A 20,072-nucleotide genomic window follows, 5' to 3' on the forward strand; every position below is an offset into this window, starting at 1 on the left:
CTGCCGCCGAGCTCCACGTCCTCCAGCACGCCGCGCATACCGGTGGCGGCGACGGACAGGTACGCAGCAGCTCCTCCACGGCGCCGATGGCCAGGTCGGGGTCGCCGCGCAGGGCGGCGAGCTGGGCCGGGTTGCGCAGCAGGGCGAAGGCGCCGAGCGCGGAGCATGTTGGGCGGTGGTGTCCGAGCCCGGCGCCGAGCAGGAACGCGGCCACGCCGCCGAGCTTCCTCGTCGGTCAGGTCGCCGCCGGTGGCCAGGTCGCTGAGTCAGGTCGTCGGTCGGCTTGGCCCGCTTGGCGAGCGCGAGCTCCGCAGGTACGTGCCGAGCTCGACGAAGGCGGCGTACTGCGCCTCAGCGGTCCGGCGTCCGACAGGGCCTGGGTGGAGCTCTGAACTGGTCGCGGTCCTCGTACGGTACGCCGAGCAGCTCACAGATCATCAGCGCTGGAACGGCTGCGCGAAGACCTCGACGAGGTCGGCGGGCGGCCCTGCCGCTCCATCGCGTCGAGCCGCTCACGGGTGATCTCGGTGACCCGCTCGGTGAGCAGGTTCATCCTGCGGGCGGTGAACTTGCCCGCCAGCAGCCTGCGGAAGCGGGTGTGCTGGGGTGCGTCCATGCCGGTCAGGTCACCGACGGGGGCCGGCGGCAGGTGCCCGCCCGCCAGGGGGTGGTAGTGGGTTTCGTAGCGGGAGCTGAACCGTGGGTCGGCGAGGATCTGGCGGACCAGGTCGTATCCGGTGATCATCCAGACGCCGGGGGCGCCCTCGGGCACGGCCAGGCGGGCGATGGGTTGGCTCTGCGCGCAGGGCGGTGAGCGAAGGGGCGGGATCGAAGGGACAGGCGGGTGAGCGGTCGAGGGACGGAGCGACCGGCTCATCGCGATAGTACGTGTTCATCACAACTGAAGCTACGTTGCATTCAGAAATTATGTCAATCAGGTGAGGCACATCATCCCAGGCCAGAGCCGATAAATTGATGCGTTGACGCTGAAACTGAATGCAATGAAACATTGCATTGTGTGGCCCCCGAACGCAATAGTGGTGTCATGTCAGAAGGAAGGTTGACCCTGCAGGACCGTCACCGCATCGCGACCGGCCTCGCCGAAGGCCGCTCCTACGCCGAGATCGCCAGGCGGCTGAACCGGCCGGACCTCGACGATCAGCCGTGAGGTCGGCCGCAACGGCGGCCCCAGCGACTACGCCTGAGGCGGGCGCACCAGGCGACAGCGCGGCGGGCGCGGCGCCGGCACCCCGGCACGTTCGCGCCGAGGCGCGAACCCAGGACCGCAGGTCGTCGAGGTGCAAGAGGAAGCCGTCGAGATGGCGGTCGGGATGGGCCTGCCGAAAATGATGGCGCGCGTGCTCATCGGCCTGTGGCTGAGCGAGGACGGCAGGCTCACCGCGGCCGAGCTGTCGCGTGGGCTGAACGTCAGTCCCGCCTCGATCTCCATGGCAGTGGGCTACCTGACCCAGCAGGGGCTGATCAGGCGCGAACGTGATCCGCAGCGGCGGCACGACATCTATGTGGTCGACGACGACGCCTGTACCACTCGACGGTGATCAGCTCGAGGCAGACGCTCGAGGCGGCTGAGCTCACGAAGGCGGCGGGGCGGCGGCTCGGGCTCGACACACCGTGGGACGCCGCCTGGCCAGGGGCGGCGCGTTCCTGGAGCGGATCAGCCTGGACGCTCTGGAGTCGGCCGAACGCTGGCGCGACCTCCCGCCATGATCAGACCGCAGGCGGATGTCAAGTGCTGTCGTGCAAGAGCTCCCTCAATGCCCAGCGAGACCTGTTCGACCCGCGTAACGAAACCCCCGCTCCCAGCCGGAACCCCCTGCGAGGCTCCCGAATGCAGGCTGACCGTCAGCCGGCCTGCGACGGAACGTCGCCGCCGCTCCTGCTCAACCGCCTGCCGAGTTCGCGCGTCGGACTACGACGCGATCGCGGCCTACTCCGGATTGCCCGGCTGCGCGACATCCCCGCTCAGCGCCAGCCGCTGGCGACGTCCAGTCGGTACCTCGCCGTAGGGCGGGACGTGCTGCCAGAGCGCCTGCTCCGAGGGCTCGGAGAGGCGCGTGGGTGGGACAGCGGTCCGCCGCGCGGTCGCCGATGCTGGTGCTCTCGCGCTCGGCGAGTCAGCATGCTCCCGCAGTGCTGGCAGGAGTATGCGGTGCCACTCGACCGTCACCCCGATCTCGCGGTGGTGGTCGAGCAGTGCCTCCGCGCGCATGTCGGCCAGGAGTTCCGATCGTCTATGCCGTCGGCGTCGCTGTCCGGCTCCGGTTCGCCTCCGACGTGGTCGTAGTCGTCGTCGAATCCCATTTCCGCGAAGCCGGGGATCTGCAGGCGGAGCAACGGGATCAGATCATGCTCCGCCACAAGTGCGCCCTGCTGGTAGATCCGCAAGGATAACTCCTGGCCCGCCGACGCGGTCAGCTCGAAGCCGCCGCCCGAGCGGACGTAGTCCCGGATGGCCGACTCCGCCGCAGCCACGCTCCGGTGGACCCCCGCATACTCCGTCACCACGCTGCCCGACGTGTTCGAGCCTTCAACGAGAAGAAAACTGTGCATGGCAGCCATGCATACCAGGCGGGTGGGCGACGTCGCGAGGGAAGAGGGGTTCGATCAGCCATGATGGCAGAGCAGGCACAGGTCTCCTCAATGATCTCAGAGCGCTGCAACTCCATGATCGCCAAGCCCTGCGCCCGCTCAACTCCCTGGGTACTCCATCGCGCCTATCTGCGCGGCCTCTAAGGCACATCAGGAAGGGGTGGGATCTTGGCCGATACTTGCCCCCCACCTGGGGTTATCGTCCTCTGTGGTCCTCTGGAGTCCAGGGCCGTCCGGGACGATTGTCGCTCACTTAGTCACCCAGCATCTGGCCCGTGGGCTGGGGCTGCTGCCATACGTCACGGCCGTTGCTCCACAGCTCGGAAGCGTGGTACGCGAATCGGTCGAACAAGCCGTCGTCCTGGTACCGCCGCAGGTGCAGCATCGGCGAGTCGTGCCCCACTAGCTTGGCCAGGTGAGGCGTGACCAGCATCTCCGAGTCGAAACGGAACACGCTCATGGCGATGTGCTCGTCGCCGTACCGGGCCTCGATGCCGGGGACGTCGCGTAGCTGCTCGATCTCCGAGAGCGTGATCCGGATGCGCGTGGATACGGTCAGCGGGACGTTCTCCACCTCCTCGCGGCGGTGGGTGACCTCGCTGTCCGGGTCGCCGACGAGAAACCGGATCTTGCAGCCCTGCTGTGCTTTCCGCTTGAGAACCTTCGCCAGGTTCGGGTGTTCCAGCCACAGGAAGTAGTTCGTGTAACCGGCGAACACAATCTCGTTGCGCGCCGCGTTGATGAGGTTGCGCCAGATTGATTTCGGGCACGCGGAGCGATACGGATAAACCGTCAATACTTCCTTGTCCGGCCCTGTTTTCACCGTATTGCGAATTGCGTCTGGCCATAGCACGGCTGTCTCAACTCCTAGTGCCTCTGCGGCGGCCCACTGGTGCCGCAGGTGCGGGACACGAGCCTCGTCCTGCAGCCAGCGTTCCACCGTCTTGACGTCCACGCCACACCGGTCGGCCAGGTTTCTGGTTCGTGACCTTGGCGTTCAGCATGGCGCTGCGTAGGGCGACGTTGGCCACGGTACACCTCGGGACGGAGGACGTCAGGGACGTTTTTGAGCGTAACGCCATAACGTCCTGGACGTCTCTATAACGCGGTGGGTTCGTCACGCAAAGGTAAGCACGCTGATCCCATGTCAACCCCGGTAATTCTCGGAGACCTCCAAGCGGCTTTTCCCGGTTGGTGTATTTGGCGTAGTTCTGTGGGGCGTCTCTGGGCAACTCGAAACGGCCGACGTCTATCCCAGTACGAGGTAGACCACGGTCTCTGCCAGACGATCGACGCGGATGGCGTCGCTCAACTCAGCATGCGACTACCGGCTCGGCCTGTCCGACCACGAGAGGAACTCTGTACAGCATGCCGTACGGGCCAAGCAGAAGATCGGCTTGTGCGGCGAAGCAGTGAGCCCGCTGCCGACCCTTGGCTGGTGCTTGCCTTTCCTACCCACGGCTACGCGCGCCTGCCCGGCGTGCGTCCATCTGGCCGAACGGCCTGCGGAAGAGGGGGCGGTGCCTTCCACGGTCCCTCTTCCCTCGTCGTGATAGCCGCTCAACCGTGTTCCGGCTGAGCGGGCAGGTTGGTACTCACCTCGTACGCCGTCGACTCACCGCGTAGCGGCAGCGGGCCGGGGACGGAGTGTCAAGCCCGGCTTCGTGTGTACGTTCGCTGGTCGCCGTTCCTCGGTCATGCGTTGTCCTGCGGTCAGGGCCGGGTTTGATGCGGAGGAGGCGGGCTGCTGGGCTTGCCTGAGTCGATGGTGTGCGAGGTGACCACCTCGGTGCCGGAGCGCTCCCGCCGGAGGCATAGGGCTTGAAGAGTCGTCCCGTCTTATGTGAGCGGAGCGGCCGGCGCCCATGCGAAGCACCCGGAGGGCCGCGAAGTGGGTGCGGGCCGGCGGCAGAGTGGCGACGACGTCGCTGAGCCCGATAAGGGCTTGGTGCCACCCACCCTCGCAGGCATCATGGTCGCCATGCCAGAGTTCATCGATCCGATCGGCACGTTGCGGACGTCGTTTCTGGCCGCGGCGGCCGAGTTCCGTGCTGACCCTGACTATCCGGTTCCGTGGTACATCGACGATGTCGACCCGCAGGCTCTGGTGGACCCGGCGGCCTTCGAGGCGTACACCGCGCGAGTGGTCGACGAGCGGAACTCATGGGGTGTACGCCCCGGATTCGTGCCGATGACCACCCTATGGTGGGTCGACCGCGAGGAATTCCTGGGAAGATTGGCCATCCGTCACCGGCTCACCCCGGCACTGGAGAAGTTCGGCGGCCACATCGGCTATGACGTCCGCCCCAGCGCACGCCGCCAGGGTCACGCGACGGCTATGCTCGCCGCGGCGCTGCCGATCGCCCGATCTTTAGGCATCTCTCAGGCTTTGGTCATGTGCGACAAGACGAATATCGCCTCTCAACGGGTCATCGAAGCCAACGGCGGACGGCTGCTCGACATCACCGAGCAGAAGCGTCGCTACTGGGTCCCGACCACGAGGTCTTGATCCCCGCCACCGCCCCGAAAGGAGGGGGCTCGGCTTTGAGCGTTCACGCTTCCTATACGTCGCGCTCTGTCAACGTTCAGATCGCCGGGGTAGCGACTCCGCCTGCGGAATAGAGTGACGAGGTCGGGTAGCGGGGTACCTGCGTCGCCAGCAGGTCTTCCGTCAGCCGAAGTCCCGTCAGGCGGGTGGCCAGGGCCAGCGCGCAGCATAGAGCGAGTTGCCGTTTGCCGGGTGTCGCGGCGTAAATGTCCTCTTCTTCGTCTTCGTTCTCGTCTTCTTCAAGGTCGTCGTCGAAAGTTGGGAAGCCGAGATCCGCTATGTGGGCCGCGATGGTGTCGGGCGAGCGTCCGCGCCTGGTTGCCGGATCGTCAATGGTGAAGGCGGAGATCACCTCGCCGTTTTCCGCGTAGGCGAAGTAGACGTCGGTCTCGAATGTCCGTGAGACGCCGGCGGCTGCCGCGCCGGTGGACAGGCTCTCCATGATGGGGTGGAGGGCGCCCATGTAACCGCCACGTTCGACCGTGATGGTGCCTGCCGGATGAGCGTGGACGGACGCGATGAAAGGCCCTCCTGGAGTGAGCATGCTTGCCACATCCACTGGCGTACGTAGGTCCAGTGCTCCTAGCAGCGATGCACTATCCCGATCGCGCACGAAAATCACCGAAAATCCGGAAATCCGCAGCCCGGCGTAGCGTTCATGGGTTATCCATGCATATGAATCCGCCGTGGCTTCGCCAGGCATATCAGGTCCTTTCTTAATCTGTTCGTCCATGGCGGGTCCGGCGTTGCCCACCGTACCCGCCATGGTGGCGTATCAGCTTCGAGCACGTCCGGGATACAGCCGAGGATGACGGCAGCACCATTCGCGTGCTGACCTGCCGCCGGTGCGGTTCATGCAGGGCGGCGCCGTTTTTCCACCGACCCCCTCGGGTCGCCGAAGTCGTTTCACCCCTGCCTTTATCGGCGAGTTCTACTCAAGAAGATCAACAGAAGGGATTCTGGACCGAGCTCGGCGGCTCGGTCACGATGAGAGAATGGCGAAGAACGGATCAGCGCAGCCGCCGGGGGCGGGCGGAGGAGCAGGATTGCGCCTGAACTGGCCGGCTGTGAGCGCTCTGGCGGGTGCGGTCGCCGCCGTCGTCGCGCTGGTCGCCTACCTCATGCCGCCGGTCTCGCCTCAGCAGCCCCAGTCCGACGCGGTAGGCCCCACCACGGCCGCGCAGTCATCGTCACCAGATCCGATCACCACCCGGCCCGTACCGCCAACCCCGAGTCCATCGCCTGAGTCCAGCACGCCCCAGCCACCGATGCCAAGCCCCACGCGACCGGTTCCGGTTTCCTCCGCACTGCTGTCAGCGGTCCGTCCTGGCGGCTGCGACGAGGCGGCGGCGGCGCTGACCGCATACCGCCGGAACGCCGGGACCGTCCGCAGCAGCCAGGCAGCAGCGGCTCAGCATACGTACCACGACCTGATGGGCGCAGTCCTCAAAGCGGAAGGAGTGGTAGGGGCGAAGATCAGCCGGCTGGCCGCCGAATTCCAGGAACTGAACTTCCGCTTGAACGGCATGACCGGCGGCGATCCCAACCAGGTGATCGCGGATATCGATACAGACGTCGCGGAGCTCTACAGGCTGTGCGGATCCAGCTGACCTGATCACACGTCAAGGCGCACAAGCCCGATCGGCTCGGCTACGCCGGTCGGCGAGTCCTGGTTTCCGCAGGTGGTCCAACAAGACCCTGGCCGAGCAGAAGCAAGGCCGCCGCGCCTGGGTCCTGGAAGCTCTCGGCCGGACCGACCAGGACCAGACCCCCAGCGCTACGTGGTAGACGCCGCTGCCGAGTGATTCGCCCGCGAGCAGGAGCGGGCTCGTGACAGGTGAGGTGTTGTCCACGCAACTCGGTGATCAGGAGCCTGCGGTTGTCTGTCTACACGTCCGCGCTCTTGAGCGCCACTGGTTGTACCTCGCCTCCATCCAAGACCGCGACGGCGCGCACCCGCTGCCGGAGAAGTGCTCCACCATCGCGCCGGAAGCCCGTGATCTGCCTTCCTTCTTTCTGATGGAACACCCGATCTGAGGTTGAGCTGAGGCCGGATACCGGACCCGCCGGTGGCCTCAGCATGAGCACCCTGTCAAAGGTCTTCAGGCCGAGGTGCGGAGGAAGTCGTCCGCGTGGTGGGCGGCCCACTGGGCGTAGGTGTGCGCCGGGCGCCCGGTGACCTTCTCGACGGTGGGCAGCACCTCCGCCGGCCGGCCGACCGCCGAGGCGAGCGCGTCGAGCAGGAGGTCGGCCACCTGCGGGGGGAACTGACCGATCATGCGTTCCCTGGCCTGCTCCCTCGACAGCTCCTCGAACCGTAGCTCGCGGCCGATCGCCTCGCCGAGGATCCGCACTCGCTCGATCTGGGTCAGCGACTCCGGCCCGCCGATCAGGTGCGCCTCCCCGACCTGCCGGTCGAGCAGGGCGCGGACGGCGACCGCGGCGATGTCGCGCTCATCGATCGGCGCCGCGGCCGCGCCCCCGTACGGCGCCCGAACCACATCGCCGGTCGCGATCTGCGCGGCCCAGGCGAGGTCATTGGCCATGAACATGCCCGGCCGCACATGGGTCCACGACAGGCCGGACTCCTCTACCGCCCGCTCGCACTCGAGGTGCCGGTCCCCGATCCAGTTGGGTGTCAGTGAGGTCACCGCCGCCGAGGAAAGCAGCACGACCTGCTCCAGCCCGGACTCCTTGCCGATCCGGAGGAAGTCGTCCAGCGAGCCGAACACGGGGAAGAGGAAGGCCTGCTCGACCCCGCGCAGCGCGGCGGGCAGCGTCTCGGGCCGGGTCAGGTCGCCGGGGAGCACCTCGACGCCGTCCGGCAGCCCGGCACTCTCGGGATGGCGAGTGATCGCCCGCACTTTCTCGCCCGCGTCGAGCAGTTGCCGTACTACGTTGTGGCCGACTTTTCCGGTTGCGCCGGTTACCAGAATCATGATGAGTATCTCCTTGGTGTGGGCGTGTCCCCTGTGCGGGACTGTCGAGTCGGAATGTTTCAAAGGATCTCTGGCGGGCCGTGGGAGAGGCCGTTTCGGGGTCGTGCCGGTCCATCGCTCGCCGGAACTCTTCCGTCCGGCGATGAGGGTCGCCAGGCAGAGGAAGGCGGCGCCCGCTGTCCGTTCGCGCCGAGGCGGCGCATGCGCGGCCCAGACGATCTGCGGGGTGTCAGGTAGGTCCGGTCACGAGTTGGCATTTTCGGTGGGTCTTGCGGTGCTGCGCACTCTGGCTGCGACCCCGTCAAGCACGCAGGCGAGGCCGAAGTCGAAGCGCTCGTCTTCGGTGGCGTCTTCGGCGTCGAGGACCCGGCGGGCGAACTGCGGGTAGGCGCCGCCGGCGATGACATCGCGGATGTAGGGAGCGACGCTGTCTCGCCATTGGTCCTCGGTCAAGCCGGATCGTCGCCGTGCCTGGTCTTCGGCGAGTTCTCGGGCGACCGCGCCGAAGACGTACGCCAGGACCGTGTCGACCACCTTGGAGGCAAGGGTGATGTCAGAAGTGAGCGCGGTGGCGGCGGTGAGCGCGACGTCGTGCTGGCGTAGCGAGTTCGCGCCGAGAGCCGGGCGGCCGGCGAGCTCAGGGCCAAGCCACGGGTGGCGAAGCAATGTGGCGCGTACGTGGCCGGCGACGCTGGTGAGGTCGGTCCGCCAATCGCGGGACAGCGGCGGCGGATCGGTTTCGCCCTGCACTGTGTCGATCATCAGATCCAGCAGGTCGTCGCGGCTGGCCACATACCGGTAGAGCGAGGCCGTCCCGGAGTTGAGATCGGCGGCGACGCGACGCATCGACAGCGCAGACAGCCCTTCGGCATCGGCGATCACGATGGCGGTGTGCACAATCTGCTCCACGCTCGGGGCCTGACGGCGGGGGGTGCGCCGGTTCTTGCTCCACACCAGGACAGGTGCGGGCTCCTTCGCCGGATCGGTCATTGCGAGGCCCCTCCTCTTGCGAACAGCGTATCGGCACTGGCTACGTTGTAGCCGATTGCGAACAGTGTAGCCACAAAGGGGGAGAACCACATGCCCTTTAACGAGAAGGCAGCACCACCGTGCTGTTGCCAGGGCTCACCGCGGCGTCCACATGGCGGGTCTGGGCAGGACACGGCTGCGTTCCGCGAGTGGCGGGCCATGCTGCTCGGCTACAGCAACGGCAACGGCGAGTCCGAGGCAGCCAAGGCCGGGCCGAGATCGAGGGGGCTCGTCGAGTAACTGGGGGTCGAGGACAGCCAGCCACCTACCGGAAGCAGGGCGATACGAACATCTTCGACATTGTGTCGCCAGCGAGACAATATGGGCCCTGATCGGGTCAATCCGGTCAACACGTGTGCCTCTGGAATGCTTGCTTGCGCTTGCTAATGGCACGTTGATGGCACGAAGCCCCGTTTCCATGATCGGAGACGGGGCTCTTCCTGCTGGTGGGCGGTACTGGGTTCGAACCAGTGACCCCTCGCTTGTAAGGCTCGCCGCGAGAAGGTGGGACCTCGGGCGATTCGGGGTCTCACCTCGGCGAACGTTCCGCCCTGGTCCTCGATCGTCCACGCTCGTCCTGGGCCGTTGTCACTCAGATAGTCACTCAGTGGGAACGGCCTCGCCCTGCTCCAGATAGACGGTCTTGCCAAGCTCGCGTGCAGTGGCGGCGGCCTTGACGCGACGAGCAAGCCGCTCGATCAACAGTCCGTCCAGTTCCTCGACGGGATGAAACTCGTAGGCGCTCAGCTCGTTGTCCACGAACCTGATCTGCTTGAGCAACTCGCCGTCCAAGGTGCCTCCGTCGAACACGAACAGGACCTTGTCGCCCTCCTTAGGGAGAGGCGCCCAATCGACCACGAGGAGGCGACCGATGGCCGGCTGAATGCCCAGCTCCTCTTGCACCTCTCGAATGCACGCCTCGTACGGGGTCTCCCCCGGCTCGACGTACCCGCCCGGGATGTCCATGGAAGGCTTGTACGTAGGACGGACGAGAAGCACACGGCCACTGTTATCGAAGAACAGCGCACCGGCGGCGGCACGGGCCTGGGCGAACGGCGGAGCCTCCTGATCGTTCACAGCCCCGACCTTACGCCACAGGGACTGCCTTCACACGATGTGCAGTCGCCGGGCGAGAGCTGCGAGCTGGAAACTGGGTTTGCCCTTCTGCCTTCTGATCCACGACATCGTGAGCTGGCGGCTGAGGTAGTGATGGCGCACCTGCTCGGGAGCGATGGTCTCGGCCTCCAACAGCGCGGTCATCGCGTCGTCGGTACGGTTCCACAGGCTCAAGGCATGCGCCACGGCCAGGCCGTGACGAGCGCGACGTTCGATCGGAAGCCCGCTGGTATCCAGCTTCGGCCCGAGCTCCACAGCCACCTGGATGTCACCCAGCTCGATTGCCGTCGCCACTTGATGGATGCGGACGTTCGTCGGCCCGAACGCGGTCCAGACATGGTTGGCGTCACTACCAAGCCGCACTGCCGCTTGCTCCGCCTCGGCGATGAACGCGCGTGTCGTGCTGCGGTCGTCATCTCGCGCCGCCGCCATCGACCCCGCGAGGTACAACGTGCCGTACACCGAAAGCAGCTCAGCCGTGGCGTGCGGGAGGTCAGGAGACAGCAGGTCGGCGGCGTCCATCGTGAGCTGCTTGGCTGCCTCGTAACGGCCATTGGACAGAAGGGCGTGGGTCACGGAGCGAAGCAATGAGGCCGTCACGAGCTGATCACCGGATTGCCGTGCGAAGGACAGTCCCCGCTCAGCGGCGATCCACGCGAGGTCAGCCTCACCTACCTTGGTCAGGATGCTGGCAGCGACGTGGTAGACCTGCCCGAGCACTCCCGACGCCGCCATGCGCGCGTCACCGTCCGCAGCGCGTGCAGCATGATGCGCCTCCCCCAGGAGCCCAGGCAGAGTCCGAATCACGTAGCTGTACCGGGCTCCCTGGTACGCCCGCCACACCTCGGCAAGAGCTCGTCGCAGGTCGGCCTGACCGGAGGGTTCCGCGCTCTCCACGAGCTCGGCCATTGGCGAGAGTTGCCGATAGTCGGTGATCGCGGCGCGCAGTGCGGGGATGGTCTGATCGCCGCTTCCGTCCGTCCACTCGAACAGGTGTGGCTCGGCCAGTAGATCACCGAGGGACACGTCCAATACGCTCGCCAGGGACTTGATGACGGACAGACGATCCAAGGTGATGCGGTCGTTCTCCACCTTGCTCAGCCAATCGGTGGTCCGTCCCACCAGCCCGGCCAATACGTCTTGAGACATCCCACGCCGTCGCCGGTACCAGGCCACGCGCTGGCCGATGGACAGATTGCTGGTCATTCCTCGCATGCACCTCATCCTCATCGGATGCCTACGACGGCCCCCTGAATTTCTTTCCGGCCTCACAGCTCAGCCGACACATACCGTCACGCTACGTCACTGCTGTACGTGATGGGAGGCCACTCATGCAACCGCCGAACCGACAGTTCACGCCAGAGAAGCACGCCGCCGATGCCCTGGCCGTCGCCCTCGCCGCTCATGGCGTATCCGCAGACGTGCATGACGGCTACGGCCTGAGCCTGGTGTCCGTGTGGGTCGGGCTCGTCGTCTGGTGCGACGGGGATTGGTACTGGTGGCGGGCAGGCTGGGACGACCGCCGCAAACGGGTGCTGTACGCCCGCCATCCGGCCATCGAACCGTCGAGAGCCGCGCGCCGGGTCGCCTTCCGCTACGCGGACCTCCAGCGACGACACCCCCTTTCGGAAAGGATCCGCGATCTAGGTGACTGGTGTTTTTTGATCTATCTCGCGTCGGTCTCGCCTGTTGTGCCATGGTGATCGGTGTTGGTCACCGGGAGCGGGGAGAGACCGAGCGATGGCAGTGGGCCAGACTCCGATGCAGCCGGGGTTGCTGTCTTCCACGGTGAGTTTTGTCGAGGGTCGGCTGGCGCCGAACTCGATCTACACGGTGCTGCACCGTGAGTGCCGGAATCTGTTTCCGGACGAGATGTTCGCCGACCTGTTCGCTGAGGATGGGCGCCGGTCGGTGCCGCCGATGATCGTGGCGGTGGTGATGGTGCTGCAGCGGCTGGAGGGGCTGTCGGATCGCGAGGCGGTGGATCGGTTCGCCTTCGATGTGCGGTGGAAGTACGCCGCCGGCGGGCTGGACTTCGACCATCCAGGGTTCGTGCACACCGTGCTGGTGGACATGCGGGCCCGGCTGGCCGCCTCCGACCGGCCAGACCGGATCTTCGAGCGGACCGTGGAGGTGGCCGCCCGGGCCGGGCTGATCGGCCGCAAGCGGGTGCTGGACTCGGCACCGATCTATGACGCGGTGGCCACCCAGGACACCATCACGCTGATCCGCTCGGCGATCCGGGGCGTGCTGCGCGCCTCCGACCGGGAGTTGCGGGTCGCGCTGCGGGCGGTGATCTCCAGCGGGGACGCCTACACCGATCTCGGTAAGCCGGTCATCGACTGGACCGAACAAGCGGAGCGGGAGGCGCTGATCGACTCGCGGGCCCGCGATGGGTTCGCGCTGCTAGCCGTGCTGGACGGACGGAAGGTGGCTGAGGAGGTCGATCAGGCGGCACGATTGCTGGCCACCGTGCTCGGCCAGGACCTGCAGCACGGCGAGGACGGGGTGTTTCGGATCGCCCGCAAGGTGGCCAAGGACCGTGTCATCTCCACCGTCGATGCCGAGGCGCGACACGGCCGCAAGACGGTGGAGCGCTCGTTCGACGGATACAAAGGCCACATCGCCGAAGACCCCGACAGCGAGATCATCACTGCCACCCGGGTGACGGCAGGCAACGTGGGCGATGCCGAACCGGCCGCCGAACTCCTGGCTGACCTCCTGTCCGAGCAGGCCGAGCAGGCCGAGCAGGCCGAGCACGCCGAGCAGGCCGAGCAGGCCGAGCAGGCCGAGGTTTATGGTGATGCCGCCTACGGCACCGGGCCGATGCTTGCCAAGCTCGACCGGGCGCAAATCGAGGCGATGGTCAAGACGCAGCCCTCCAGCGCGCCCGGAGGTCGCTTCACCAAGGATGCCTTCACCGTCGATCTGGAGGCCGGGCGGGTGATCTGCCCGAACCAGATCGTCAAGGAGATCCGCTGGCATCGCAATGGCAGTGGCGTGGCGGCCTTCGGCTCCGCATGCGCGGGATGCCCGCTCCGGGAGCGGTGCACCACCGCCAAGGACGGCCGCGACATCAACCTCAGCCCGCACGAGGCACACTTGGCCCGGGGCCGGGCCAACAGTGCCGATCCCGGCTGGCTGGCCCGATACCGCGCCACCCGGCCCAAGGTCGAACGCAAGATCGCGCATCTGATGCGGCGACGGCATGGCGGACGCCGCGCCCGCATGCGCGGCACCGCCAAAGTCGACGCGGACTTTTCTTTGCTGGCCGCCGCTGTCAACCTGGCACGCCTGGCGGTGCTCGGCGTTACTTCCACCTCAACCGGGCGATGGGCAGCGACAATGGCCTGACCAGGGAGAACAACCGCACGCCACGGTTACGGAAGGCCAGCGGACACCCTTCGGAACCCCTGTGGATAACTCGGCAGAGCAGGGCTGACCCGAACCCCGCAAAGGCCGGGCCACCCAAGCTCGATCACAGGCCCGGCTCAGCAGATCGCGATCGAGATTCAACCGGCCGGGATCGACCGCTTAACACCAGCGACCTAGGCCGGGAGACCAGGGAAGCGAGCCCTCAGTGAAGGAAGCTCGCGAGAAGTTGGGATGTCGGGTCGAAATCGTGGCCATGCTCCACAGTCCCGCCCGCACTCGGGCCGTTGGAGATTTGTTGATCGGGCAGCGCGGAATGGTGGTGGAGGTCCTGCGTAGTGGCACTCTGGCGCTCGTAGAACTGGAAGCCGACTGGGCCGACCTTCCGGGCGGGGTGCGGCGCTGGCCAGTCCAGTGGGACGACTTGTTCATCTGCTCGGTAGAGGGCGAGCCAGACGCCGTTCACGCCGACTATCGCCTTGGCCTGTCTGGCTCAGGCCGCGAGGCGATACGGCATGCAGTTCCAGCGGACACCGAGGACAGTCTGTGCGGGCAGGAGGTGTACCCGCTGCCCATCTGCGGTTGGTCCGTCTCCTTTACCTCAACATCCAAGCGTGCTTGTGTGGTCTGCGCTCGGCTCGTGCTGGAACAAGCCAGCCCCTGACAGGTGAATCATCCACACGTCGTGGCCTACGACAAGGCTCGGGCGTTGCGGCTGCCGGTAGCCCAAGCAGGCTTCGGACCACGACGAAGTTCCAATGTCGATCAACGACGCCTGGAACTCTGGGGTGCACTCCTAGGCCGTGTTTCGAAAGATCACGTGTGTGAGGCGTGTCGGTGATCGTTGAACGAAGAGGTCTCCGGTAGGTGGTTCAACGACCAAGAAGAACGAAATACCGGAGACCTCGTGACCAGCGTAGTGGTGACGAGGCGGCACGACCTCACTGATGCGCAGTGGGCGGCGCTGGAGCCGCATCTGCCTGCCGCATCGGGCAAGGGGCGTCCGCCGAAGTGGAGCAAGCGTCAGTTGATCGACGGGATCCGGTGGCGGATCCGGACCGGGGCGCCGTGGCGGGACGTTCCTGCCTGCTACGGCCACTGGTTCACCGTGTATGGCTTGTTCCGGCGCTGGCAGCGGGAGGGGATCTGGGCGCGGATCCTGGCGGCCTTGCAGGCGTGTGCGGACGCCGCCGGGAAGATCGATTGGACGGTGAGCGTGGACTCCACCATCACCCGGGCTCACCAGCACGCGGCCGGAGCACGCCGGGACGGTCACCTGCAAAAGGAACCACCCGGCGGGGTGCACAGCGAGCCGGCCGATCATGGCCTGGGGCGCTCGCGCGGCGGGCTGACCACCAAGACCCATCTGGCTTGCGAGCAGGGCCGCAAGCTGCTGGCTGCGGTGGTGACCGCCGGGCAGCGGGGCGACAGCCCGCAGTTCATACCGGTGCTCGGCAAGATCCGGGTGGCCCGCCTCGGCGGTGGCCGTCCCAGGACCCGCCCGGACCGGGTCCTGGCCGACAAGGCCTACACCAGCAAGGCCAACCGGACTCATCTGCGCCGGCGTGGGATCAAGGCGTGCATTCCGAGCAAGGCCGACCAGGACGCTCACCGGCGAGCCAAGGGATCGAAGGGAGGTCGCCCGCCCGCCTTCGACCCCGCGTTCTACCGGCTGCGTCACGCTGTGGAGTGCGGCATCAACCTGCTCAAAGGCAACCGCGGCATGGCGACCCGTTACGACAAGCTCGCCGTACGCTACGAAGCCGTCGTCATCATCGCTGCGATCAACCAGTGGCTCAATGCCTTATGAAACACGACCTAGACGGAGCTGCCTGAGCACCAACTCCGTGAAGAGTAGCGTCCGTGAGACAGCTAGTACTCCAGTGACATTTCGCGATCATGGTTGGGATCTGCGCTGGTAGTGACAGCGTCGGGCGGTGGCTTGATGATGGCGGCGCCAGTGTGACCAGTGCAGAACGTGCTGGGTGGTGTGGTAGCGGGTCAGAATGAGCATGGCCAGCAGTCGGCGGATTTCGGGCATGGTCAGCGCGATGTGTTCCTCGTCGCATGGCCGTTGGTGGGCGGCGAGGGTAGCCAGGAAGGCCAGGGCGAGCATGGCCAGGGTGATGTGCCGGTGCCATGCCTTCCAGGTACGCACCTGGTAGTGGTCCAGCCCGACCTGGCCCTTGGCGGCCTGGAAGGACTCCTCCACCGCCCATCGCATGCCGGCGATCTTCACCAGGGCCGTCAGAGGCACCGGGGTGCGTGCGTAGCAGCGGTAGAAGGCAAGTTCGCCGGTGGCCAGGTTGCGGCGGATCAGCAGCCACCGATATCCGTCGGGTTCGGCTTCGTCGATGCGGGCCCAGGCCCAGGCGTACCAGCGCGGGCCCTTGACGCCTTGACCGGCGCGGTAGCGGTGCCAGTGGCGATCGGCCACGCCGGCGGCGATGTCGGCCGCGCTGCGGTCGATTCCGTCCAGGTTCACCCGCCGGTTGCCGGCAATGGCCAGCACGTAGCCGATCCGGCGCTGTTCCAGCAGGCCGCGCAGGCGCGGGTCTTGGCCGTAGACCTCATCGCCACTCACCCATCGCGCCGACAGCCCGGCGTCCAGCGCATCGGCGATCATCTCGGCCGCGAGGGCGGGCTTGGTAGCGAAGGCCGTCTGCTCGGGTACCCCGGCTTTGGCGCACCGGCCCCGGTCGGCCAACCAGGTGTGTTCGGGCAGGTAGAGCCGCCGGTCGAGCAGCGCGCGTCCCCGCGGTGTGGCGTAGGCCAGGAACACGCCGACCTGGCTGTTTTCGATTCGCCCGGCGGTGCCGGTGTATTGCCGCTGCACCCCGGCCGAGCCGCCGCCCTTCTTCAGGAAGCCGGTCTCGTCCACGATCAGTACCCCGTCCTGGCCGAGCTGTTCGATGACGTAGCCGCGCACGTCATCGCGTACGGCGTCGGCGTCCCAGCATGCGGTGCGCAGCAAGCGTTGCATGGCCTGCGGTCCGGTCAATCCAGCGTGCTCGGCCAAGTTCCAGCAGTTCTTGGCTTCGAGGTCGGACAGCAGTCCACGGACGTACGCGGTGGCGGTGCGACGTGGCTCGATGCGACCGAAACGGCTCGCGATCCGGCTCATGAGGTCGTTGAAGGTGACCATCCAGCCGTCAGGGTCTACAGTGTTGGCCACGGCCGTCACGCGATCTTCAGATGTCTTCACAAACTCCGAATGATCACGTGGTGGCCGTCTTCATGCCATCTCAGTACCCAATGTCGCTGTGCAGGGAAGCTGACCGTGATCGGCACCAACGAGCAGGGCGTTGACAACTGGCTTGAGGTGGGTTGAACGGCTTTTCGCTCAATCCACCTGTCATGTTCCTGGCGGAGCCATCGCATCACCGGTGCCCCAGACATCGGCCTCGATCAGGCGGTCTGACCGTGGCCGGACGTCTTGGGGAAGGGAACGGTCGAGTGCGGGTCAAATTGGCAGTCCGATCAGCCCCCACCCGCGACTGTCGGCTTCGCCCACCACCTCACCCCAATCGTTGAGCAGGTCGGCGAATTCCTCGAAGTTCTTGATCCAATGTCCTGGAGGGCGCGCGGCGTGCGTGGCGAAGGGCTCACGAAGTTCCTCAAGGCGCGGTGCGGCCCTGACCCAGGATTTGACTAGGGTAGGTACGGCCTCTGGAGGGTAGGCGAGCGATACGCCCGGGCTCCTGTCGATATCAGCAGGAAACAGGTCACCATGCACGTGGACAGCATCGTTGGCGGGGTCAGGCCCGTACCAGAACAGCCCTGACAAGAAGCCGTCCAGCGACACGCGCAGATCCGGGTCGGCAAAGACACGAATCTTCTCCCAGGCTTGGCCGGCCCAAAAATGTGCCTTGAACGAGCCTAGCGTGCGATAAAACTCGTACCTCGCGAACCATGGTGCGGCCAACACCGAGGGCCACACCCACCCGCGCTCGGGATCCTCAAGGTCCGAATCATCAGCCGAGCATGCGACGTCCATGAGCAGTTCCAGGCGCTGGTCGGGTGGGGCCTCCTTGACGTGCGCCCAGTCGACAATGAGGACCGTAATGTCCAATCCCATGTGAGAAGGCTAGGTCCAAAGCGTGATCAACACCGCGAGATCAACAACCAGCGGGCAGCTTCATGTCAACAGCCACCCCTGGTGAGCAACGACAACCAAGATCGCGAAGTGTCACTGGAGTACTAGGCCCATATGCTTCGTTTTAGGTGATTCGCCCAGCGTTCGGTTCCAGGCACCCGGAACCAGAACTCCACACGTTCGCGGGTCATGCCGAGACCCGAGCACCCAACTGCAAGCCGTCGCGAAAAGTAGCTGGTGTCTCGCTTCAGGTAGTCATACACTAGCAACCTATGTTGGACAAGCTCGAACTATTCCGCTACAAGGGATTCGAACGCTTCACGATAAAGTTCGCGCGCAAGAATATTCTTGTTGGCCCCAATAACGCAGGCAAGAGCACCGCAATCTCAGCGCTACGATTGTGTTCTGCGGCGGTTATCCATGCGAGAAAGAAAACGCCAGCACGGCAATTTCTGGATCCTGCGATCCAACGGCAAGTAGCGGGATTCCTTCTTTCTGATCTCGCGAAGCGTGAAGCAGAAGGCTTCATCTCAGAAAACGTACGTCATGAATTCCATCACGAAGAGACGAGTAAGCTAGAGCTTCACTTTTCCGGCAGGGGCATCCTATCCATAGTTTGGCCACCCGGCATGGACCCGCCCTTCTTTTATCTTGACAAACAGCGCGGTACTCTGGCTCGTACAACGACTGCGGCAGTTGCAGCGACTAGCATGGTGGGAATCGTCCCCATGCTGGTACCAATCGAGCATCAGGAAACAGTCCTCAGCGATAGCCACGTCGCCAGGCATCAACTGTCACGCCTAACCAGCAGGCATTTCAGGAACCAGCTCTACCACCTTCGATCACGCGATCAGGCCGCTTACGAAGCATTCACATCTTTCGTCCTGGATAACACTCCTGAGCTAGACTCCTTCCGGCTACACGTGAGCGATGGGATAAATCTGGACGTTTACTATCGCGAGGTCGGCGCCCGCACGGAGAAGGAGATTTTCTGGGCGGGCGACGGATTGCAGATATGGGTTCAGGTCCTATATCACCTCTGGCGCCAACAGGAGAGTGACACACTCGTCCTAGATGAGCCTGATGTGTTTCTTCATCCAGACCTCCAGCGCCGCCTAGTAGGGATAATCGAAGAGTCTCGCCAGCAGGTCATCTTCGCCACACATGCGCCAGAGATCCTGACAGAGGCAGCAAGAGAATCGATAATCTGGATCGATCGAACCAAACAAAACTCGAAGCGTGTGCACGATGAATCTCTCCTGAGCGATATAAACCTCAAGCTTGGAAGCGGATTCAATCTTGGCATGGCCAGGGCGCTTCGAAGTCGAGTAGCTCTTTTTGTTGAGGGCTATGACATGAGAGTGCTCCGCAATATGGCGCGTATCGCACGCGCGAAACGACTAGCCGGAGAGCGCGGAGTCACTGTTATTCCACTACGCGGCTTCACTAATTGGAGTCACGTTGAACCATTCGCGTGGATGACACGAGATCTGCTCGGCGAGGCTATTGAGATATATGTGATTCTGGATCGGGATTATCGCACCAATGAGCAGGTCTACGACGTTACTCACGCACTTCAATCAGCCGGAGTCCGCCCTCATGTATGGAGAAGAAAAGAGCTTGAGAGTTATCTGCTCGTCCCCTCCGCCATCGCCCGCCTTGTTGATATAGAAGCGGATGAGATAGCCCAAATTCTGGAGGCGGGTGTGGCGGATGCGCGGGATGGCGTGTTCGCCAACTTCGCCTATGAGCGGAAAAAGACCGACCCCAGCAAGCACGATGTGACTCATACGCAAGAAGCACTTAAGGAGTTCGAGCAGCTCTGGAAAATTCCAGAGAACCGCCTGCACATGAGCCCACCCAAGGATCTACTCAGCCATCTCAACCGTCATTTCGCGGCTAACAAGATAAAAACGATATCAACACGAGCGATCTCAAATCGCCTAAGACTCGATGAACTCACATCTGAGATGATTGACCTTTTCTCATCTATAGAAGAACACCTATAGATAGGCATGCCTAGACCTCAGCGTCGAAGGATATCTCAGATGATCACCTCGTACGCCGTCGACTCACCGCGTAGCGGCAGCGGGCCGGGGACGGAGTGTCAAGCCCGGCTTCGCGTGTACGTCCGCCGGTCGCCGTTCCTCGATCACGTGTTGTCCTGCGGTTAGAGCCGGGCTTGATGCGGAGGAGCCGGGCTGCTGGGCTTGCCTGAGTCGATGGTGTGCGAGGTGACCCCACCTCGGGGGCAGAGCGCTCCCGCCGGAGGCATGAGGGTCGAAGAGTCCCCCGTTCCTGGTGAGTGGAGCGGCCGGCGCCCATGCGAAGCACCCGGATGGCCGCGAAGCGGTGGGAGCCG

Annotated in this window: 20 protein-coding genes and 1 pseudogene; 9 read left to right on the forward strand and 12 right to left on the reverse strand. The window is 65.0% G+C overall.

The annotated features are described in order from the left end of the window. Both ABD830_RS47925 and ABD830_RS47930 read right to left on the reverse strand, forming a co-directional pair. Window positions 1-214, reverse strand: a pseudogene (locus ABD830_RS47925) (hypothetical protein); the annotation flags it as partial. 213 nt (window positions 215-427) lie between these two features. Next, a complete protein-coding gene (locus ABD830_RS47930; RefSeq protein ID WP_345002271.1) occupies window positions 428-877 on the reverse strand; it encodes a cytochrome P450 family protein in 450 nt (149 codons plus the stop codon). 168 nt (window positions 878-1,045) lie between these two features. Here ABD830_RS47930 and ABD830_RS47935 point away from each other — a divergent pair, with 168 nt between their 5' ends. Both ABD830_RS47935 and ABD830_RS47940 read left to right on the forward strand, forming a co-directional pair. Beyond that, window positions 1,046-1,168 carry a helix-turn-helix domain-containing protein gene (locus ABD830_RS47935; RefSeq protein ID WP_345002272.1) on the forward strand — a complete coding sequence of 41 codons (123 nt, stop codon included), beginning with the start codon at window positions 1,046-1,048 and terminating at the stop codon, window positions 1,166-1,168. 130 nt (window positions 1,169-1,298) lie between these two features. Next, on the forward strand, window positions 1,299-1,559 hold the full coding sequence (locus tag ABD830_RS47940; RefSeq protein ID WP_345002273.1) for a GbsR/MarR family transcriptional regulator: 261 nt from the start codon (window positions 1,299-1,301) through the stop codon (window positions 1,557-1,559). A gap of 389 nt (window positions 1,560-1,948) precedes the next feature. Here the strand turns inward: ABD830_RS47940 and ABD830_RS47945 are convergent, their stop codons facing one another. The 3 genes from ABD830_RS47945 to ABD830_RS47955 all read right to left on the reverse strand — a co-directional run bounded on the left by ABD830_RS47945 (window position 1,949) and on the right by ABD830_RS47955 (window position 3,565). Beyond that, on the reverse strand, window positions 1,949-2,230 hold the full coding sequence (locus tag ABD830_RS47945; RefSeq protein WP_345002274.1) for a hypothetical protein: 282 nt from the start codon (window positions 2,228-2,230) through the stop codon (window positions 1,949-1,951). After that, complete coding sequence (locus ABD830_RS47950; RefSeq protein ID WP_345002275.1) at window positions 2,185-2,571, reverse strand: hypothetical protein; 387 nt, start codon at window positions 2,569-2,571, stop codon at window positions 2,185-2,187. The genes ABD830_RS47945 and ABD830_RS47950 overlap by 46 nt, the downstream gene beginning before the upstream one ends. Window positions 2,572-2,863: 292 nt before the next feature. Further along, window positions 2,864-3,565 (reverse strand): hypothetical protein, encoded by a 702-nt coding sequence (locus ABD830_RS47955; RefSeq protein WP_345002276.1) that lies wholly within the window; start codon window positions 3,563-3,565, stop codon window positions 2,864-2,866. 1,026 nt (window positions 3,566-4,591) lie between these two features. On the opposite strand from ABD830_RS47955, the gene ABD830_RS47960 reads away from it, so the two are divergent. Then, window positions 4,592-5,119 (forward strand): GNAT family N-acetyltransferase, encoded by a 528-nt coding sequence (locus tag ABD830_RS47960; RefSeq protein ID WP_344988999.1) that lies wholly within the window; start codon window positions 4,592-4,594, stop codon window positions 5,117-5,119. Window positions 5,120-5,195: 76 nt separating this feature from the next. Here the strand turns inward: ABD830_RS47960 and ABD830_RS47965 are convergent, their stop codons facing one another. Then, a complete protein-coding gene (locus ABD830_RS47965) occupies window positions 5,196-5,891 on the reverse strand; it encodes a DUF6461 domain-containing protein (protein WP_345002277.1) in 696 nt (231 codons plus the stop codon). A gap of 313 nt (window positions 5,892-6,204) precedes the next feature. Here ABD830_RS47965 and ABD830_RS47970 point away from each other — a divergent pair, with 313 nt between their 5' ends. Both ABD830_RS47970 and ABD830_RS47975 read left to right on the forward strand, forming a co-directional pair. Beyond that, on the forward strand, window positions 6,205-6,768 hold the full coding sequence (locus tag ABD830_RS47970) for a hypothetical protein (RefSeq protein ID WP_345002278.1): 564 nt from the start codon (window positions 6,205-6,207) through the stop codon (window positions 6,766-6,768). Between the two features lie 220 nt (window positions 6,769-6,988). After that, window positions 6,989-7,195, forward strand: a complete 207-nt coding sequence (locus ABD830_RS47975) for a hypothetical protein (RefSeq protein WP_345002279.1) — start codon at window positions 6,989-6,991, stop codon at window positions 7,193-7,195. A gap of 65 nt (window positions 7,196-7,260) precedes the next feature. Here the strand turns inward: ABD830_RS47975 and ABD830_RS47980 are convergent, their stop codons facing one another. The 4 genes from ABD830_RS47980 to ABD830_RS47995 form a co-directional block, all read right to left on the reverse strand. After that, window positions 7,261-8,097 carry an NAD(P)H-binding protein gene (locus ABD830_RS47980; protein ID WP_345002280.1) on the reverse strand — a complete coding sequence of 279 codons (837 nt, stop codon included), beginning with the start codon at window positions 8,095-8,097 and terminating at the stop codon, window positions 7,261-7,263. A 243-nt stretch (window positions 8,098-8,340) separates the two neighbouring features. Beyond that, window positions 8,341-9,087 carry a TetR/AcrR family transcriptional regulator C-terminal domain-containing protein gene (locus tag ABD830_RS47985; RefSeq protein WP_345002281.1) on the reverse strand — a complete coding sequence of 249 codons (747 nt, stop codon included), beginning with the start codon at window positions 9,085-9,087 and terminating at the stop codon, window positions 8,341-8,343. Window positions 9,088-9,726: 639 nt separating this feature from the next. Then, complete coding sequence (locus ABD830_RS47990) at window positions 9,727-10,203, reverse strand: NUDIX domain-containing protein (RefSeq protein ID WP_345002282.1); 477 nt, start codon at window positions 10,201-10,203, stop codon at window positions 9,727-9,729. 30 nt (window positions 10,204-10,233) lie between these two features. After that, window positions 10,234-11,448: a helix-turn-helix domain-containing protein gene (locus ABD830_RS47995; protein ID WP_345002283.1), complete on the reverse strand. Its 1,215-nt coding sequence runs from the start codon at window positions 11,446-11,448 to the stop codon at window positions 10,234-10,236. Between the two features lie 125 nt (window positions 11,449-11,573). On the opposite strand from ABD830_RS47995, the gene ABD830_RS48000 reads away from it, so the two are divergent. The 3 genes from ABD830_RS48000 (at window position 11,574) to ABD830_RS48010 (ending at window position 15,424) form a co-directional block, all read left to right on the forward strand. Further along, on the forward strand, window positions 11,574-11,945 hold the full coding sequence (locus ABD830_RS48000) for a hypothetical protein (protein WP_345002284.1): 372 nt from the start codon (window positions 11,574-11,576) through the stop codon (window positions 11,943-11,945). Between the two features lie 85 nt (window positions 11,946-12,030). Beyond that, entirely contained in the window at window positions 12,031-13,596 is a 1,566-nt protein-coding gene (locus tag ABD830_RS48005) for an IS1182 family transposase (RefSeq protein ID WP_345002285.1), read from the forward strand. A 940-nt stretch (window positions 13,597-14,536) separates the two neighbouring features. Then, window positions 14,537-15,424, forward strand: a complete 888-nt coding sequence (locus tag ABD830_RS48010; protein WP_378521066.1) for an IS5 family transposase — start codon at window positions 14,537-14,539, stop codon at window positions 15,422-15,424. 87 nt (window positions 15,425-15,511) lie between these two features. On the opposite strand, the gene ABD830_RS48015 is transcribed toward ABD830_RS48010, so the two are convergent. Together ABD830_RS48015 and ABD830_RS48020 are read right to left on the reverse strand one after the other, a co-directional pair. Beyond that, the gene (locus ABD830_RS48015) at window positions 15,512-16,738 is read right to left on the reverse strand and encodes an IS701 family transposase (protein WP_345002660.1); all 1,227 of its coding nucleotides are present in this window, start codon (window positions 16,736-16,738) and stop codon (window positions 15,512-15,514) included. A 339-nt stretch (window positions 16,739-17,077) separates the two neighbouring features. Beyond that, entirely contained in the window at window positions 17,078-17,692 is a 615-nt protein-coding gene (locus ABD830_RS48020) for a hypothetical protein (RefSeq protein WP_345002286.1), read from the reverse strand. Window positions 17,693-17,982: 290 nt separating this feature from the next. Between ABD830_RS48020 and ABD830_RS48025 the strand changes: the two genes are divergently transcribed. Beyond that, window positions 17,983-19,719: an ATP-dependent nuclease gene (locus tag ABD830_RS48025; RefSeq protein WP_345002287.1), complete on the forward strand. Its 1,737-nt coding sequence runs from the start codon at window positions 17,983-17,985 to the stop codon at window positions 19,717-19,719. Window positions 19,720-20,072: the final 353 nt, after the last annotated feature.

The sequence above is a fragment of the Nonomuraea helvata genome (assembly GCF_039535785.1).
Classification (GTDB): Bacteria; Actinomycetota; Actinomycetes; order Streptosporangiales; family Streptosporangiaceae; genus Nonomuraea; species Nonomuraea helvata.

What these genes read in the sequence shown, in the direction of transcription:
- ABD830_RS47930 (WP_345002271.1), bottom strand. Translation starts at nt 877, where the DNA reads ATGAGCCGGTCGCTCCGTCCCTCGACCGCTCACCCGCCTGTCCCTTCG.
- ABD830_RS47935 (WP_345002272.1), top strand. Translation starts at nt 1,046, where the DNA reads ATGTCAGAAGGAAGGTTGACCCTGCAGGACCGTCACCGCATCGCGACC.
- ABD830_RS47945 (WP_345002274.1), bottom strand. Translation starts at nt 2,230, where the DNA reads ATGCGCGCGGAGGCACTGCTCGACCACCACCGCGAGATCGGGGTGACG.
- ABD830_RS47950 (WP_345002275.1), bottom strand. Translation starts at nt 2,571, where the DNA reads ATGCACAGTTTTCTTCTCGTTGAAGGCTCGAACACGTCGGGCAGCGTG.
- ABD830_RS47960 (WP_344988999.1), top strand. Translation starts at nt 4,592, where the DNA reads ATGCCAGAGTTCATCGATCCGATCGGCACGTTGCGGACGTCGTTTCTG.
- ABD830_RS47965 (WP_345002277.1), bottom strand. Translation starts at nt 5,891, where the DNA reads ATGGACGAACAGATTAAGAAAGGACCTGATATGCCTGGCGAAGCCACG.
- ABD830_RS47980 (WP_345002280.1), bottom strand. Translation starts at nt 8,097, where the DNA reads ATGATTCTGGTAACCGGCGCAACCGGAAAAGTCGGCCACAACGTAGTA.
- ABD830_RS47985 (WP_345002281.1), bottom strand. Translation starts at nt 9,087, where the DNA reads ATGACCGATCCGGCGAAGGAGCCCGCACCTGTCCTGGTGTGGAGCAAG.
- ABD830_RS47995 (WP_345002283.1), bottom strand. Translation starts at nt 11,448, where the DNA reads ATGACCAGCAATCTGTCCATCGGCCAGCGCGTGGCCTGGTACCGGCGA.
- ABD830_RS48000 (WP_345002284.1), top strand. Translation starts at nt 11,574, where the DNA reads ATGCAACCGCCGAACCGACAGTTCACGCCAGAGAAGCACGCCGCCGAT.
- ABD830_RS48015 (WP_345002660.1), bottom strand. Translation starts at nt 16,738, where the DNA reads ATGAGCCGGATCGCGAGCCGTTTCGGTCGCATCGAGCCACGTCGCACC.
- ABD830_RS48020 (WP_345002286.1), bottom strand. Translation starts at nt 17,692, where the DNA reads ATGGGATTGGACATTACGGTCCTCATTGTCGACTGGGCGCACGTCAAG.
- ABD830_RS48025 (WP_345002287.1), top strand. Translation starts at nt 17,983, where the DNA reads ATGTTGGACAAGCTCGAACTATTCCGCTACAAGGGATTCGAACGCTTC.